Origin of the sequence: Paraconexibacter antarcticus, from assembly GCF_024220175.1 — a bacterium.
GTDB classification, from domain to species: domain Bacteria; phylum Actinomycetota; class Thermoleophilia; order Solirubrobacterales; family Solirubrobacteraceae; genus Paraconexibacter; species Paraconexibacter antarcticus.
On the sequence record NZ_CP098502.1, the window covers coordinates 4,198,824 to 4,213,643 of the forward strand.

General features: G+C 73.2%; 15 protein-coding genes. 6 read left to right on the top strand and 9 right to left on the bottom strand.

What is annotated here, in order from left to right; translation table 11 throughout:
* Nucleotides 1-26: 26 nt before the first annotated feature.
* A complete protein-coding gene (locus tag NBH00_RS20510; RefSeq protein ID WP_254570437.1) occupies nt 27-2,120 on the bottom strand; it encodes an AMP-binding protein in 2,094 nt (697 codons plus the stop codon).
* Nucleotides 2,117-2,977, bottom strand: a complete 861-nt coding sequence (locus NBH00_RS20515; RefSeq protein ID WP_254570438.1) for a lysophospholipid acyltransferase family protein — start codon at nt 2,975-2,977, stop codon at nt 2,117-2,119. Before NBH00_RS20515 ends, NBH00_RS20510 begins: the two co-directional genes overlap by 4 nt.
* Before the next feature lie 117 nt (nt 2,978-3,094).
* On the opposite strand from NBH00_RS20515, the gene NBH00_RS20520 reads away from it, so the two are divergent.
* Nucleotides 3,095-4,123, top strand: a complete 1,029-nt coding sequence (locus tag NBH00_RS20520; RefSeq protein ID WP_254570439.1) for an LLM class flavin-dependent oxidoreductase — start codon at nt 3,095-3,097, stop codon at nt 4,121-4,123.
* Between the two features lie 16 nt (nt 4,124-4,139).
* On the opposite strand, the gene NBH00_RS20525 is transcribed toward NBH00_RS20520, so the two are convergent.
* Entirely contained in the window at nt 4,140-4,508 is a 369-nt protein-coding gene (locus tag NBH00_RS20525) for a Na-translocating system protein MpsC family protein (protein WP_254570440.1), read from the bottom strand.
* Nucleotides 4,509-4,683: 175 nt separating this feature from the next.
* Complete coding sequence (locus NBH00_RS20530; RefSeq protein ID WP_254569017.1) at nt 4,684-5,553, bottom strand: IS982 family transposase; 870 nt, start codon at nt 5,551-5,553, stop codon at nt 4,684-4,686.
* A 156-nt stretch (nt 5,554-5,709) separates the two neighbouring features.
* Between NBH00_RS20530 and NBH00_RS20535 the strand changes: the two genes are divergently transcribed.
* Entirely contained in the window at nt 5,710-6,795 is a 1,086-nt protein-coding gene (locus NBH00_RS20535; protein WP_254569016.1) for an IS630 family transposase, read from the top strand.
* On the opposite strand, the gene NBH00_RS20540 is transcribed toward NBH00_RS20535, so the two are convergent.
* The 4 genes from NBH00_RS20540 to NBH00_RS20555 are packed head-to-tail and all read right to left on the bottom strand — an operon-like array spanning nt 6,792 to nt 8,950.
* On the bottom strand, nt 6,792-7,247 hold the full coding sequence (locus tag NBH00_RS20540) for a DUF421 domain-containing protein (RefSeq protein ID WP_254570441.1): 456 nt from the start codon (nt 7,245-7,247) through the stop codon (nt 6,792-6,794). The two genes, NBH00_RS20535 and NBH00_RS20540, sit on opposite strands and share 4 nt — an antisense overlap.
* 12 nt (nt 7,248-7,259) lie before the next feature.
* The gene (locus tag NBH00_RS20545) at nt 7,260-7,802 is read right to left on the bottom strand and encodes a hypothetical protein (RefSeq protein ID WP_254570442.1); all 543 of its coding nucleotides are present in this window, start codon (nt 7,800-7,802) and stop codon (nt 7,260-7,262) included.
* Nucleotides 7,803-7,843: 41 nt separating this feature from the next.
* Nucleotides 7,844-8,335 carry a CinA family protein gene (locus NBH00_RS20550; protein ID WP_254570443.1) on the bottom strand — a complete coding sequence of 164 codons (492 nt, stop codon included), beginning with the start codon at nt 8,333-8,335 and terminating at the stop codon, nt 7,844-7,846.
* Nucleotides 8,336-8,380: 45 nt separating this feature from the next.
* Entirely contained in the window at nt 8,381-8,950 is a 570-nt protein-coding gene (locus NBH00_RS20555) for a TetR/AcrR family transcriptional regulator (RefSeq protein ID WP_254570444.1), read from the bottom strand.
* 119 nt (nt 8,951-9,069) lie between these two features.
* Here NBH00_RS20555 and NBH00_RS20560 point away from each other — a divergent pair, with 119 nt between their 5' ends.
* Nucleotides 9,070-10,353, top strand: coding sequence for an IS1380 family transposase (locus NBH00_RS20560; RefSeq protein WP_254570445.1), 1,284 nt, complete (start codon nt 9,070-9,072; stop codon nt 10,351-10,353).
* A gap of 258 nt (nt 10,354-10,611) precedes the next feature.
* On the top strand, nt 10,612-11,769 hold the full coding sequence (locus NBH00_RS20565) for an acyl-CoA dehydrogenase family protein (RefSeq protein ID WP_437126624.1): 1,158 nt from the start codon (nt 10,612-10,614) through the stop codon (nt 11,767-11,769).
* A 76-nt stretch (nt 11,770-11,845) separates the two neighbouring features.
* Here NBH00_RS20565 and NBH00_RS20570 read toward each other — a convergent pair whose 3' ends face one another.
* Complete coding sequence (locus NBH00_RS20570) at nt 11,846-12,268, bottom strand: CHRD domain-containing protein (RefSeq protein WP_254570447.1); 423 nt, start codon at nt 12,266-12,268, stop codon at nt 11,846-11,848.
* A 131-nt stretch (nt 12,269-12,399) separates the two neighbouring features.
* Between NBH00_RS20570 and NBH00_RS20575 the strand changes: the two genes are divergently transcribed.
* Both NBH00_RS20575 and NBH00_RS20580 read left to right on the top strand, forming a co-directional pair.
* A complete protein-coding gene (locus tag NBH00_RS20575) occupies nt 12,400-13,743 on the top strand; it encodes an MptA/MptB family glycosyltransferase (protein ID WP_254570448.1) in 1,344 nt (447 codons plus the stop codon).
* An 18-nt stretch (nt 13,744-13,761) separates the two neighbouring features.
* Nucleotides 13,762-14,817: an MGDG synthase family glycosyltransferase gene (locus tag NBH00_RS20580; RefSeq protein ID WP_254570449.1), complete on the top strand. Its 1,056-nt coding sequence runs from the start codon at nt 13,762-13,764 to the stop codon at nt 14,815-14,817.
* The last annotated feature ends 3 nt before the right edge of the window (nt 14,818-14,820 follow it).

The following is a 14,820-nucleotide window of genomic DNA, read 5'->3' on the forward strand; positions in this document are numbered from 1 at the left end:
CAGACCGGGGCCCGCCCGGGTGACCGTCAGGCGTCCGGCGGGCGCAGCTCGCGCTTGAGCACCTTTCCCGCGGCGTTGCGGGGCAGCCCGTCGACAAAGACGATCTCGCGCGGGACCTTGAAGCGCGCGAGCTCGTCCTTGACGTGCGCCTTCAGCTCGTCCTCGGTCGCCTGCGCGCCGTCGCGGACGACGACGTAGGCCTGCAGGCGCTGCCCGAAGGCCGGGTCGTCGACCCCGATCGCCGCCGCCTCCACGACCGCCGGGTGGCGCGCGAGGGTGTCCTCGACCTCCTTCGGGAAGACGTTCTCGCCGCCGGAGACGATCATCTCGTCGTCGCGGCCCTCGACGAACAGGCGGCCGGTCTCGTCGAAGCGCCCGACGTCACCGGAGGAGGCGAGGCCGCGGACCCGCTCCTTGTCCCCGCCGGTGGTGTAGCCGTCGAAGAGCGCGGAGCTGCCGACGAAGATCCGCCGGGTCCGGCCCTGCTCCACCTCGTGCCCGTCCGCGTCCAGCAGCTTCACCGTCGTCCCCCGGGCGGGGCGGCCGGCCGTCCCGGGCGCGGCGCGCAGGTCCCGCGGCGTGGCGATCGAGACGCTCGCGATCTCCGTCGAGCCGTAGAGGTTGTAGAGCGTGTCGCCGTACGCGTCCATCCAGCGCGTCGAGAGGTCGCCGGGGAGGGCCGACCCGGAGGCGGCGACGACGCGCAGCCGCGAGGCGTCCGGCCCCGGGTCCTGCTCCGGCGGCAGCTCGAGGATCCGCTGGAGCATCACCGGGACGACGACGAGCGCCTCGACCTCGCCGCCGCGGATCCGCGCACGCCACTCGGCGGGGTCGAAGTGCGGCGTCACGACGAACGTCGCGCCGAGGCCGAGCCCCATCGCGAGGTTGCCGAGGCCCCAGGCGTGGAACATGGGAGACGCCAGCCCGACGCGCATGCCCTCCTTCAGCGGGATCCGCTCGAGGAGCCCCGCGGGCGCGTCGAGGCTCGGCAGGCGGCCCTCCGCGGTGGCGCTGCGGGTCGCGCCCTTCGGGGTGCCCGTCGTCCCCGAGGTGAGGATCGTCACGCGCCCGGTGTGCCCGGGCGCGGGCGCGGGCGGGCGCCGGCCGGCGGCGGCCTCGGCGAGCGCGTCGAGGCTCGCCTCGCCGGGCGCCCCCTCGGTGTCGGTGACGACGCGCGGGATGCGCGGATCGACGCCGCGGAGGAGGCCGGCGAACTCGGCGTCGTGGAGCACGACCACCGGCTGCTCGCGCGCGCAGACGTCGGTGAGCTGCGGGCCGGCGAACGCGGTGTTGAGGAGCAGGACGTCGGCGCCCGCCTTCGCCGCGGCGGCGGCCGCCTCGACGAACCCGCGGTGGTTGCGGGCCATGAGCGCGACGACGGCGCCGGAGCCGGCGCCGAGCTCCTGCAGCCCCACCGCGATCGCGTCGCTGCGACGGTCGGCGTCGCCGTAGGTGAGGGTGCCGCGGTGGTCCTCGACGAGCACGCGGCGCCCGTGCCGGATCGCGCCGATCGCGACGGCGGCGCCGATCGAGGGGCCCCAGGTGCGCGCGGCGAGCGCGATCCGGGCGACCTTGTCCGGGCGCATCGGCCGCACGAGGCCCGAGCGCGCGAGGACGGCGACGTTGCCCGCCTCGTGGAGGCCGCGGCCGAAGAGCGAGGGGCCGGGCGCGGCGGGCGGCGGCACCTCCGGGTCGAGTCCGTGCGCGATCGTCGCGAGGCCGTCGCGGAGGATCGTGCGCATCCGCGGCAGCGCGGCGACGTCGGCGAGCGTCCCGAGCACGCCGGGCGCGTCGTAAGCGAAGCGCAGCGTCAGCGTCGTCCCGCCGTCGCGGGTCGGCCGGATGCGCAGGCGCAGGCGGTGGCTCACGCCGCGCAGCGCGACCCAGGCGAGCTCGCGACCGGGCTCCCACTCGACGATCTCCACCTGGCCGCCCACGAGCGCGGCGCCGAGCCGCACGAGCACGCGGTAGCGGACGCCGAGGCCGGGCGCGGCGTCCTCGTCCTCCGGCTGCACGCGCATGGCCGGCCCGATCGCGTGCGAGATCGCGACCGGATCGGCGACGGCGTCCCACACCGCCTGCGGCGGCGCGCCGATGCGGACCGTCTCCTCGATCTTCATCCGATCACCGGGAAGCGGCGCTCGTGCTGCAGGGCGGTGAGGACGTCCTGCATCCGGCCGGTGATGTCGGCGTAGACCGCGTCGACGTCCGGGTCCTCCCCGTAGGTGGCGCGCAGGTCGATCGGCTCCATGTACTGGATGACGACCTTCGTCGGGAGCGGGATGAACGGGGTGAACGGCCCGACGACGAGGCCGAAGGGCGGCGCGAGGATGATCGGCAGCGACTTCAGGCGCAGGGTCCTGTCGAGGCGCAGGAGCTTCGCGAGCCCCTCGCCGCGCGAGAGGAAGAGCGCCTGCTCCTGGCCGCCGATCGTCACCTGCGGGACGATCGGCACGTCGTGCTCGAGGGCGAGGCGGATGAAGCCCTTACGGTCGCCGAAGTCGACGGTCGCCGACTGCCAGCTCGGGCGGAAGACCTCGTAGTCGCCGCCGGGGAAGACGAGCAGCAGCGCGCCCTCGCGGAGCGCGCGCTCGGCGTTGCGCGGGTCCGCCTCGATCGTGCCGAAGCGCCGCAGGAGGCCGCCGACCGGCGAGTTGAGGACCATGCGGTGGGCGAGCTGGTAGAAGGGCCGCTCGACCCCGAAGTACGACGCGATCGCGAGCTGCGAGACGAAGACCTCCGGCGACTGGCTGCCGCCGCTGTGGTTGCCGACGATGAGCGCGGCGCCCTCCTGCGGGATGTGGTGCAGGCCGCGGACGTCCGGCCGGTACCAGGCGCTCGCGAGCAGCCACGTCCCGGGCAGCAGCTCGCGCATCGTATCCGGGTCGCGGTCGTCGAGGTTGCCGGGGCGGAAGCGCGGCACGAGCCCGCCCGCGGTGCGCGCGGCGGCCCCGGCGACCTGGTTGAGGAGCGACATGGCGCAAGCATCGCGCAGCCCGCCGCCGTTTGCGCGCGCCGTGTTCGCGCACTGCTTCGCGCCCGGTGAGGATCGACGGATCCCCGGGGTAACGATCGTTATGGTATAACGATCGTTATGGCCACGCGTGGAGTGACGATCCTGAGGGGCTCCGTGCAGACCCTCGCCGACACCGCGGCCCGGGCGGAGTCCGCCGGCTTCCACTCCGCCTGGACGCCCGAGTTCTACACCCGCTCCTCCGTCGTGACGCTCGCGGCGATGGCGGCGCGGACGAGCGACATCCGCCTCGGCACGTCGATCGCCTACGCGAGCGGGCGCTCCCCGCTCATGCTCGCGACCGAGGCCCGGTCGCTCGACGAGCTCAGCGGCGGGCGCCTCGTCCTCGGTCTCGGCCTGGGCACGAAGCGGATGATGGAGGACTGGCACGGGCTGCCCGGCGACGCCCCCGCCGTCCGCATGGAGGAGCTCGTCCCGCTCCTGCGCCGCCTGTGGCGCCTGCACGAGGGCCCGGTGAAGCACGCGGGCCGCTTTTACACCCTGAGCGTCACCCCGACCGCCGAGGTCGAGGAGCCGCTGCGCACCGACATCCCCGTCTTCACCGCCGGCGTCAGCCCGCGCATGATCCAGACCGCCGGCCGCGTCGCGGACGGGCTCCTGGGCCACGTCCTCTTCTCCCCGGCGTACGTCGAGCAGGTCGTGAACCCCGCGATCGACGAGGGCCGCGCGAAGACCGGCCGCGAGGACGCACCCGTCGAGAAGGTCGGCATCGTCATCACGTCGATCGCCGACGACGCCGAGCAGGCCCGCCGCGAGGTCGCCGCCCAGATCGGCTTCTACTGCGCCCCGAAGTCCTACGCGACGCTGCTCGAGCTCTCGGGCTTCGCCGGCGAGGGCGACGCCGTGCGCGCCGCGTTCGCCGAGCGCGACTTCGCCGCGATGACCGCCGCCGTCTCCGACGACATGATCGACGCGATCGGCGTCGCCGGCACCGCCGACGAGGTCCGCGCCAAGCTCGACGCCCTGGGCGACGTCTACGACCACATCGTCATCTACCCGCCGAGCTTCGGCCTCACCGGCGAGCGCTGCGACGAGCTCGCCGAGGTCCTCGTCGCCGAGTGCGGCGCGGGCTCCGGCGCCGCGCGCTGAGCCCCGGGCGCGCCGGTCAGGCGGAGAGCGGCGCGAGCACGAACGACTCGAGGCCCATGTCCGGCTCGATGTGGTTGCTGCTGAAGAACGCGATGACCTCGCGGTCCATGATCCGCTCCACGCCCGCGACGAGCTCCTTGCGCATCGTCGCCTGGTAGGCCTCGCGCGTGCGCAGGACGAGCTCGGCGTGGCCGCCGCGGACGAGCGATTGCTCCCCGCGGGTGAGGGTGTCGCGGACGAGGACGCTGACGAGGTCCCCCTCGACGTACGCCCGGGCCTTCGTCGGACCGCGCCCCGTGTACTCGCTCAGCACCGACACGACCATGTTCGCGATCGCCGCGGTGACGGCGCCCCGGCCGGTCGGTCCTGCTTGCCCGTCGGACATCTCACGTCGATTCCCGCCTCCGCCGTCGGCAACGGATCACCGAGGAAGCAGCAGGAGACGAACGATCCACCCAGGTGATCCGCGCACCGGCGAGCGTCCAGGACTGTCCGACGCAGACTCGCGGCGACCGATGGTACACCGGCCGCGGGTCTAGATGGTTCGTTCCACGGATCGGTCAGGCGTAGTAGGCAGTGAGGTTGCGTGGTGGGCGGCCGAGGCGTTCGTTGAGAGCGATCGCGGCGGTGAGAGCGAGGAACTTGGCGGCCAGGCGGGTGCGGAGCGTGTGGAGCTCGCGGGCGCGGTGGTCCTCGAGGTTGAGCATGTCTTTGCATGTCCAGAAGATCGATTCCACGCATTGCCGGATCGGGGCCAGGTGCGGCTCTTTGCCGGCCTCGTCCTTGCGTCGGGGGCGGACGATCGTGGCGCCGAGCGCGGAGGCTTGGGCGTGGAAGTCGCGGCCGGAGTAGCCCTTGTCGCCGATGACGGTGACCGGGCCGTTGCGGTGGCAGCGGGCGAGCATGTCCAGCGCGACGTCTCGTTCGCCCGTTTTCGGGGAGGTCAGGGCAAGGGCGCGTGGAGTGCCGTCGGTCGCGAACAGGCCGTGCAGGCGGAAGCCCCAGAAGAAGCGGGAATGGCTGGCGCAGTAGCCGTACTCCGCGGCGTTGCCCAGGGCGCTGCGGCGCGTCGTTTCGACCGAGCGACCGCATTCGACCGGTGTGCTGTCGACCACGAGCAGGTCGTCGTCAAAGCCGTTGGTGTGGCGGGCGAACTCGAGGATCAGCGCTTCGATTTTGTCCGACAGGCGCTGGCGGCGTTTGACGAAACCCGGGCGCTTGGGCAGTCGCGGGAACAGGTGCCCCAAGCGATGCGGTGCCATCGCCCAGAACTGCTCGTCAGAGCTGATCCGCAGTACCTGCTGAGCCACGCTCAACGTGACGACCTCCGCGTCGGTCAAGATCCGTTTGGCGTTCTTGCCCTTCGCAGGCAGGAGATCGTCGCAGGTGCAGTAAACAGCGATCAGCAGCAGGTCGAGGTCGGCGTCCATCGAGGCCCCCAGGGTCGGCGTTGGCGAGATAGCACCGCCGACTTCGACCTGCCTGCTTATGTCACCTGCCTACCCGACTCCTCCGCCCCCGCCGTGGAACGAACCATCTAGTGTCCTGATTGATTAGTTCTGTTGCAGCGGGGGCATGGATACTTCATGCCTATCGCTGCCGCCCGTGAGATCGTGTTGACCGACCAGGAGCGCGCCGTTCTGGAGGGCTTCGCGCGGCGCCGCAAGAGCGCCCGGGGGTTGGCGCAGCGCTCACAGATCGTGTTGGAGGCGGCGGCCGGGCGGACGAACACGGAGATCGCGCAGCGGTTGCGTGTGAGCCGGCCGACGGTCACGCGGTGGCGCAACAGGTTTGTCGAGCGGCGCGTGGACGGGCTGCTGGATGAGCCGCGTCCGGGGCGCCCGCGGACGATCACCGATGAGGATGTGGAGGCGGTGGTGGTCAAGACTTTGGAGTCCACGCCCAAGGACGCCACGCACTGGTCGACGCGGTCGATGGCCAAGGAGGCCGGCCTGACGCAGAACGCGGTCCTGCGGATCTGGCACGCGTACGGGTTGCAGCCGCACCGCCAGGAGAAGTGGAAGCTGTCCAAGGATCCGTTGTTCGTCGACAAGGTCCACGACGTCGTCGGCCTCTACCTCAACCCGCCCGAAAGAGCTGTCGTGCTGTGCGTTGATGAGAAGTCCCAGATCCAGGCACTGGACCGCACCGCCCCGATCCTGCCGATGCGCCCCGGGACCCCTGAGCGCGTGACCCACGACTACAAGCGCTTCGGGACCTCAAGCCTCTACGCCGCGCTGGACGTGAGAAGCGGGCAGGTCATCAGCGCACTGCACCAGCGCCACCGCGCCGTCGAGTTCAAGAAGTTCCTTCAGCGCATCGACAAGGCCGTCCCGGCCGACCTGGACGTGCACCTGGTCCTCGACAACAGCAGCACGCACAAGACCCCGGCAATCCAGCGCTGGCTCAAAGCGCACCCCCGGTTCGTGCTGCACTTCACCCCGACCAGCAGCAGCTGGATCAACCTCGTCGAGCGCTGGTTTGCCGAGCTGACCCGCAAGCTGCTGCAGCGCTCAGCTCATCGCTCAGTTCGCAAGCTGAACATGGACATCACCAACTGGGTCGCGACCTGGAACGAGGACCCCAAACCGTTCACCTGGACCAAGAGCAGCGACGAGATCCTCGAATCCATCGCCATCCGCTGCAACGAAACTAACCGATCAGAACACTAGGCGCCCAAGGGCGCCCGGTCCTGCAGGAAGCTGATGCGACCGCTCGTCTCCAGCACCGCGAAGCGCACGTCCCCGAGGTCGGCGATCTGCTGCTGACGGGCCTCGGCCCGCAGCTCGTCGACCGTGAGGCGCTCGCGCCGGAGGTTCGCCCCGATGAGCTCGCCGTCGGCGATGAGGACGATTGGCTCGCCCTCGAGCAGCCCGCGCAGCGGCCTGACGCGGAAGCTCAGGTACGACGTCGCGACCGTGAGCACCGCGAGCGTCGCCAGGACGATGAGCGTCCCCGTGATCGAGTAGTCGGACTGCGTCACCCCCTGCTGCACGAGGTCGCCGATGATGACGAGCATGATGAGGTCGAACGGCTCCATCGTGCCGAGCTCCCGCCGCCCCGTCACCCGCGTGACGAGGAGGATGAGGAAGAACACGACGGTCATGCGCAGCACGAGGTCCATGGCGCGGCTCCTTCAGGGGAGGATGGTGAGGGTGCGGTGCAGGACGGCGACGGTGCGGCGCCCGTCGCGCAGCTCGACGGTCTGGTCGCGGTGGCCGACCCCGGTCGGGTTGGCCTCGAACTCCATCCAGACGGTGAGCTTGTGGGCCGGGTCGACCGCGCCGTAGCGCAGCTCGACCCGGCCGTCCTCGGAGTACTCGTCGGACGGGGACGGCTCGATCGTGTCGACCTGCAGCTGCTCGTTCCAGCCGCGGGCGAGGACGAGCCGCGGGTCCTTGAGCCCGGTCGGCGTCGTGATGTCGAAGCGGCCCTGGAAGAAGAGGCCGCCGCGCACGCGGTCCGGCGCGGTGACCTGCAGCGTCGCCGCGGGGGTCGCGACCGTTCGCACGCTCTGCACCTGCCCGAAGGCGTTCAGCAGCGCCGCGGCGACGACGGCCGCGAGCAGGAGGAGGATCCCCCGCCGCGCCCACGGCTCGGCGCGGCGGCGCCGGAGGTCGACGTGGCGCCCGTGGTCCAGGCCCTGGGGGAGCTCGCGGGTCGCGGCACCGTCCGGCATGTCAGATCACGTACCCGGTGCCCGGGCCTGGGACGCACCGGTCAGCCGAGCGCGGCGGCGAGCTGCCGCAGCGCGGCGAGCGCGAAGGCCTGCATGTTCGCGGTGCGGTCCGCGGAGCCGGTGAGCTGATGCTCGGCCCGCACGAGGCCGCCGGGCCCGGTGACCGCGACCCATGCGTGCCCGGCCGGGTCGCCGTACGGGTTGCCGGACGGTCCGGTCGCGCCCGTCTCCCCCACGCCCCAGTCGGCACCGAGCTTCCCGGCTACGGCCGCGGCGAGGTAGCGGGCGAAGGGCTCGCTGGCGCTGCGGCGGCCCGGTTCGACGTCGGTCGCGCCGGCGAGCATCGCCCGCGCGCCGTCGAGCGTGTAGATGACCATGCCGCCGCGGTAGTAGGCGGACGCGCCGCCGACCGACAGCAGCGCGGCCGAGATGAGGCCGCCGGCGGAGGACTCGGCGACGGCGACGCTCTCGCCGCGCTCGGCGAGCCGCGCTCCGACGGTGGCGGCGACGGCGGTCAGCTCCGGGCTCGGCATGTCCCGACCGTACCGCTACGCCGGGACGCCGGCCGGCGCGGGTCCTCAGCTGCGGATGCCGTTGAGCACGAGCGTCGCGAGCTCGGTGTAGGCCTGCGAGTCGGTGAGCCCCGTGGCCTCCGCGACCGCGCCGGCCTGGATGCGCTCCATCGTCGCGGCGACGATGTCGGCGACGAAGGCGGCGTGGACGGCGCGGAAGCTCCCGTCGCGGACCCCCTCCGACACGAGCTGCCCGACGCGCTCGGCGGCGACGCGGGTGTTGCGGCGGTAGACCTCGGCCGCGGCGGGATGCCGCGCGAGGTCGGCCATGAAGCGCGGCGACGCCGGGGCGAGCGCGTCGGCCACGGCGCGCAGGTACGCGACGATGCGCCCCGGCGCGTCCGCCTCGGCCGCCGTGCGGTCCTCGACGAACGCGGTCGCGGTCTTGAAGAACCGGCGGACGGCGACGGCGATGAGCTGCTCCTTGCTCGCGCCGAGGGCGTAGAGCGTGCTCTTCGAGCAGCGCAGGCGCGCCGCGAGGTCGCTCAGCGTCAGGTCGCGCAGGCCCTCGGCGAGGACGAGCTCGACGAGCTGGTCGAGGAGCTCCTCGTGGCGGTGGGTGACGACCGGGGGCAAGGTCGTCAGGTTAGCCTTGATCCACCGTTCCGCCGGACGGTTCGCTTAAGTGACCTCCCAAGCAGGGCTTGAAAGCGACAGATTGCGCCTGTCGCGGCTCTGCTCAGGAGGTCACCCTCATGGTGAACGAGTCGGCGGTCGTGGTGTTCGATGATGCGCGGGCGGTGGCGAACGCGGGCGTGATGCTCCCGGCACTGCTCGCCGGCCGCCTCGGCCTGGAGGCGCTGGTCGACGATTGTGTTGATCTCGGCGACCGTCCGGGCGCGGCGAACCCGGGCCGGAAGGTCATGACGATGTGCTCGGCGATGGTTCTCGGCGCGGACTGCATCGATGACTGCGACCTGCTTCGGTCGGGGCAGACCGCGGCGGTGCTCGGGCATCGTGTTGCGGCGCCCTCGACCTTGGGGACGTTCCTGCGGGCGTTCACGTTCGGGCACGTCAGGCAGCTGGACCGGGTGCTCGGCCTCGCGCTTGAACGCGCGTGGGCGGCGGGCGCCGGCCCGGGCGATCAGCGGCTGGTGATCGACGTTGATTCGTTCGTCGGTGAGGTCCACGGCTACAAGAAGCAGGGCGCGGGCTACGGCTACACCCGCCAGCTCGGCTACCACCCACTCCTGGCGACCCGCGCGGACACCGGTGAGGTCCTCCACATCCGGCTGCGAAAGGGCTCGGCGAACACCTCCCGCGGCATGCTCCGCTTCTGCGAGGAGCTCATCGCCCGCGTTGACCGCGCCGGCGCCACCGGCCAGAAGCTCATGCGCACCGACTCGGGGTTCTGGGCGAAGAAGACGTTCGTGCGGCTTGACCGGGCCGGCTGGCAGTTCTCGATCGGGATCCGCATGCAGCCCCATGTTCGCGCGCTCGTAGAAGCGATTCCCGAGGACGCCTGGGCCACGTTGGAGGACTACCCCAAGACGTCGATCGCGCAGATCGCCGAGACGACGATCGGCGACTTTCGGATGATCGTCAGGCGGGTTCGCACGCTCTCCCAGCAGGGCGAGTTGCTCCCGAGTTGGGAGCACTACCCGTTCGCCACCAACCGCACCGACGACCTCCAGATTGTCGAGGCCGAGCATCGCCAGCACGCCGTCGTTGAGCTCGCGATCCGCGACCTCAAAGACCAAGCGCTCGCGCACTTCCCTTCGGGCAAGTACAACGCCAACGCCGCCTGGACCGTCATCGCCGCGATCGCGCACAACCTGCTGCGCTGGACCCAGAAGATCGCCCTCCCCGACGCCACCACCCGCACCGCGCGGACCCTCCGCCGCAGGCTGCTCACGATCCCCGGACGACTCGCCCGCAGCGGCCGCAAAACGCTGCTGCGGATGCCCGCCCGCTGGCCCTGGGCCCACGACTTCCTCACCGCCCTACAGCACATCCGGGCGCTCCCGCCACCCACCTGACACTCGCCGGCCACCGACGATAATCAGCCGCAGCACTGCCGGCCTCGGCCTGCCCGCCACCGGCCGCAATCACGCTGGCGCGACGGCCTCAACTGGCCCCACCCGCACGCCGAGTCCCTCAGCGCGCTCGATCACCCGCGCCGCCACTCCGAGCTGACCCACTCGGCCGCTGACGCGGCCGACCGCAGGGGCGAACGGTGGATCGAGGGTTAGCCGACGGCTGATACCTCTACCAGTACCACGGTACCTTTGATATTACTGTCGCCATGCCCCGCGACCCGCCTGCTGCCCTCCACCGACGCCGAGGACATCGTCGCCCTCGCGCGCGACTTCGCCGCGAACGAGCTCACCCCGCGCGTCGCCCAGGCGGAGGCCGCGGGCGCCTTCCCGCGCGACGTCTTCCGCCGGCTCGGCGCGCTCGGCCTTCTGGGGATGCCCTACCCGGAGGAGGTCGGCGGCGCCGGGCTCCCCTACGAGGTCTACCTCCAGGTCCTCGAGGAGATCGCAGGGGCGTGGGCGAGCGTCGGCGTCGGCCTCTCCGTCCACGTCATGGCCTGCTACCCGCTGGCGACGTTCGGCACCGACGAGCAGCGCGAACGCTGGCTGCCCGAGCTGCTCGGCGGCGAGCTCCTCGGCGGGTACTGCCTCTCGGAGGCGGACGCGGGGTCGGACCCGGGCGCGATGCGCACGCGCGCCGAGCGGACGCCGGACGGGTACCGCATCTCCGGCAGCAAGGCGTGGGTCACCCACGGCGGCGACGCGGACTTCTACACGCTCTTCGCCCGCACCTCGGAGGAGCGCTCGCGCGGCATCTCGTGCTTCCTCGTCGCCGGCGACGCGGACGGGCTGAACCCGCAGGCGCCCGAGCACAAGATGGGCCTCACGGGGTCCACCACCGCGACGCTCGACTACGACGGCGTCCAGGTCGACGGGGACCGGCTCGTCGGGGACGAGGGCGCGGGCCTGTCGATCGCGCTGCAGGCCCTGGACAGCGGCCGCCTCGGGATCGCCGCCGTCGCCGTCGGTCTCGCGCAGTCCTCGCTCGACCACGCGGTCCGCTATGCGCAGGAGCGCGAGACGTTCGGGCGGCCGATCATCGAGCACCAGGGCCTCGGCTTCCTGCTCGCTGACATGGCGGCGGCCGTCGCCTCCGCCCGGGCGGTGACGCTCGACGCGGCACGGCTGCGCGATCGCGGCCTCCCCTTCGGCCAGCAGGCGTCGATCGCGAAGCTCGTCGCGACCGACGCAGCGATGAAGGTCACGACCGACGCGGTCCAGGTCCTCGGCGGCTACGGCTACACGAAGGAGTTCCCGGTCGAGCGCCACATGCGCGAGGCGAAGGTCATGCAGATCTTCGAGGGGACGAACCAGATCCAGCGCATGGTCATCGCGCGGGGCCTGGCGCGCGGCGCCTGAACGCGCGCCGCTTCCCGCCGACCGACAGCTGGGGCAGACCCCTCCTGCGTGAGCTGTCAGTCGACGGGCGGGGTGGCTAGAGCTGGCCGCGCAGGGCGCCGTTCGCGTACTTCGTGTTGTGGAGGTTCACGTAGTACGAGGACGGGTGCTTGGCGATGGCCTTCGCGATCGCGGACGTCGTCGTCACGCAGCCGGACTTCTTCGCCTTGCCGGCGAAGAGGCCGACGACGACCGGGCCGGCCTTGCCCTTGGCGCCCTTGTGGATGTGGGCGGCGTTCGGAGCGCCGATCTTGCTGTACGAGAACGTGTAGCAGACCTTCTTCCCGGTGATCTTGATCGTCGCCTTGCCCGAGCCGTCCGGGTCGCCCTTCGGCGACTCGGCCTTGCCCGTGAGCGAGGTGTGCAGCGTCGTGGTGGAGGCCGCCATGGCGAGCGGCGCCCCGACGGCGAACGTCGTGGCGGCGGTGGCGAGGGCGACCTTGGTCTTCGTGATGATCATGAACGCCAGCCTACGCCACGGCCTTCACGGCGGCCCAAGCCCATGTTCTCGCCGTGTTGGGAATCCGCGCACACCCCGCAATCGCCCGCGTTTTCAGGCGGGGTTCAGGGACGCTGCGCTTCCCTGCCCGTATGGAGGTCGCGCATTCCGAGCCGGTCGCCGTGGGCCCGTTCGCCCTGCGGCCGCCGTCGCGCGGGGCGGCCGTGGCCCGCGTGCGACGGGCCGGCGCGACGGGCGGCCTGCTGCTCGTCCTCGCGGCCGCCGTCCTGCTCACGGTGCGGGCGGCCGCCGGGCCCTCGCTGCTCGTGCCCGCGGGCGCGCGGGCCTTCCCGGGCTGGCTCGCCGGGCCGCTCGCCGGGCTCGGCGGCGGCCACGGGACGCCCGCGACCCTCACGGTGACGCTCGGCGCGCTGCTCGCCGGGTGGCTGCTCGCCCTGGCGGGGGCGCGCGACCTGCCCGTGCGCGCGCTCGGCGCGGCGGCGCTCGCCGCGCACGTCGTCTTCCTCCTCGGGCCGCCGCTCTTCTCGGCGGACGTCTTCGGCTACATCGGGTTCGCGCGGCTGCAGGTCGTCCACCATCTCGACCCCTATCGGTTCGGGACGGGGTGGGCCCCCCACGACCCCGTGCACGCCTACCTCCGCTGGCGCAACGCGCGCTCGCCCTACGGCCCGCTCTTCACGGTGTCGAGCCGTGCCGTCGTCCCCCTCGGCGTCGCGGGCGGGCTGTGGGCGTTCAAGCTCCTCGCCTGCGCGGCGAGCCTCGCCGGGGTGGCGCTCGTCGCGCGGCTGCTCGGCCGCGAGGGACGCGATCCGCGCCCCGCCGTCGTCCTCATGGGCCTGAACCCGCTCGTGCTCGCGTTCGCGGTCGGCGGCGGCCACAACGACCCGCTCGTCGTCCTCGCGTGGCTCGCCGGGGTCGCGCTCGTCCTGACGCGGCGCACGGCGGCCGGCGCCGGGACGTTCGTCGTCGCCGCCGCGCTGAAGGTCACGGGCGGGCTCGTGGCGCCCTTCGCCCTCGCCGGGACGCGCGACCGGCGCGCGGCGGCGGGCGGCCTCGCCGCCGCGGGCGCGGCGGTCCTCGCCCTCACCCTCGCGACGGTCGGCCGGCACTCGACGGCCTGGCTGACGGCCTCCGCGAACGCCGCCGGCGGCGTCGCCACGCACAGCGTCCCGATGACGGTCGCGCGGGCGTTCGGGGCGACGAGGATCGCCCCGGACGCCCGTCTCGCCCTCGTCCTCGCCGTCGCCGCCGTGGTGGCCGCGCTCCTCGTCCGCGCCTGGCGCGGCGCGGACTGGCTCGCCTGCGCCGGGTGGGCGACGCTGGCGGTCCTCTGCGGCTCGACGTGGCTGCTCCCGTGGTACGCGACCTGGCTCACGCCGCTCGCCGCGCTCGGCGAGAGCCGCCGCCTGCGCGCCGCCACCGTCGCCCTCGTCGTGTTCCTCACCCTCACGCGGATCCCCGCCGCCGGGCTCTGAGGCGTCAGGATGCCCCCGATGCCCCGCGTCCTCGTCGTCACCGCCGACATCGGCGCCGGACACGACCTGCCCGCCGCCCGCCTGCGCGAGGCGCTCGCGGCGCGCGGCGCGAGCGTCGAGGTCGTCGACGGCCTCGACCTCATCGGCGGCCTGCTGCGCCGCCTCGTCCGCGACGGGATCGAGGAGCGCCTGCTCGCCGCGCCCGACGCCTACGACTGGCAGTACCGGCTGCTCGTGCGCCCGCGGGCGCGGCGGGCGGCGAGCCGGATCGCGGGCGCGCTCGGCGGCCCCGCCCTGCTCGGCGCCGCCGCGGCGGCCGACGTCGTCGTCTCGACCTATCCGGGGACGACCGAGATCCTCGGCCGCCTGCGCGCCGCGGGCCGCCTGCGGACGCCGGTCGTCTCGGCGATCACCGACCTCTCGGCGCTGTGGGGCTGGGCGCACCCCGGGGTCGACCTGCACCTCCTCGTCCACCCCGAGTCCGCCGGCGAGGTCCGGTGGATCGCCGGGCCCGGCGCCCGGACCATCACCGTGCGGGGGCTGAGCGACGCGGGCTTCGAGGCGCCCCCGCCGGCCGCCGAGGCGCGCCGGGCGCTCGGGCTGCCGCGCGACGGGCCGGTCGTCGCCGTGAGCGGCGGCGGCTGGGGCGTCGGCGACGTCGGCGGTGCCGTCGCCGTGGCGCGCGGCCGCGGGGCGCAGGCCGTCGTCCTCTGCGGCACGAACGAGCCGCTGCGCCGGCGGATGGACGCGGCCGGCGCCGGCGTCCACGCGCTCGGCTTCACCGACCGGATGCCCGAGGTGCTGGCCGCCGCCGACGTCCTCGTCCACGGGACCGCCGGCCTCACGGTGCTCGAGGCGCTCGTGTGCGGCACGCGGCCGATCTCCTACGGCTGGGGCGTCGGCCACATCCGGGTGAACAACCGCGCCTACGCGGCGACGGGGCTCGCGCAGGTCGCCGCGGACGCCGGCGCGCTCGCGGTCGCGCTCGACGGCGCACTCGCCGCGCCGCTCGCGCCCGATCCCGGCTACGCGCAGCGCCCCCACGCCGCCGACGCGGTCCTCGGTCTGCTCTGACCG

Coding starts and splice junctions, on each gene's coding strand:
- NBH00_RS20570 (WP_254570447.1), bottom strand. CDS start 12,268: ATGATCATCACGAAGACCAAGGTCGCCCTCGCCACCGCCGCCACGACG.
- NBH00_RS20540 (WP_254570441.1), bottom strand. CDS start 7,247: ATGGACCTCGTGCTGCGCATGACCGTCGTGTTCTTCCTCATCCTCCTC.
- NBH00_RS20525 (WP_254570440.1), bottom strand. CDS start 4,508: ATGTCCGACGGGCAAGCAGGACCGACCGGCCGGGGCGCCGTCACCGCG.
- NBH00_RS20520 (WP_254570439.1), top strand. CDS start 3,095: ATGGCCACGCGTGGAGTGACGATCCTGAGGGGCTCCGTGCAGACCCTC.
- NBH00_RS20510 (WP_254570437.1), bottom strand. CDS start 2,120: ATGAAGATCGAGGAGACGGTCCGCATCGGCGCGCCGCCGCAGGCGGTG.
- NBH00_RS20515 (WP_254570438.1), bottom strand. CDS start 2,977: ATGTCGCTCCTCAACCAGGTCGCCGGGGCCGCCGCGCGCACCGCGGGC.
- NBH00_RS20575 (WP_254570448.1), top strand. CDS start 12,400: ATGGAGGTCGCGCATTCCGAGCCGGTCGCCGTGGGCCCGTTCGCCCTG.
- NBH00_RS20535 (WP_254569016.1), top strand. CDS start 5,710: ATGCCTATCGCTGCCGCCCGTGAGATCGTGTTGACCGACCAGGAGCGC.
- NBH00_RS20545 (WP_254570442.1), bottom strand. CDS start 7,802: ATGCCGGACGGTGCCGCGACCCGCGAGCTCCCCCAGGGCCTGGACCAC.
- NBH00_RS20560 (WP_254570445.1), top strand. CDS start 9,070: ATGGTGAACGAGTCGGCGGTCGTGGTGTTCGATGATGCGCGGGCGGTG.
- NBH00_RS20530 (WP_254569017.1), bottom strand. CDS start 5,553: ATGGACGCCGACCTCGACCTGCTGCTGATCGCTGTTTACTGCACCTGC.
- NBH00_RS20580 (WP_254570449.1), top strand. CDS start 13,762: ATGCCCCGCGTCCTCGTCGTCACCGCCGACATCGGCGCCGGACACGAC.
- NBH00_RS20550 (WP_254570443.1), bottom strand. CDS start 8,335: ATGCCGAGCCCGGAGCTGACCGCCGTCGCCGCCACCGTCGGAGCGCGG.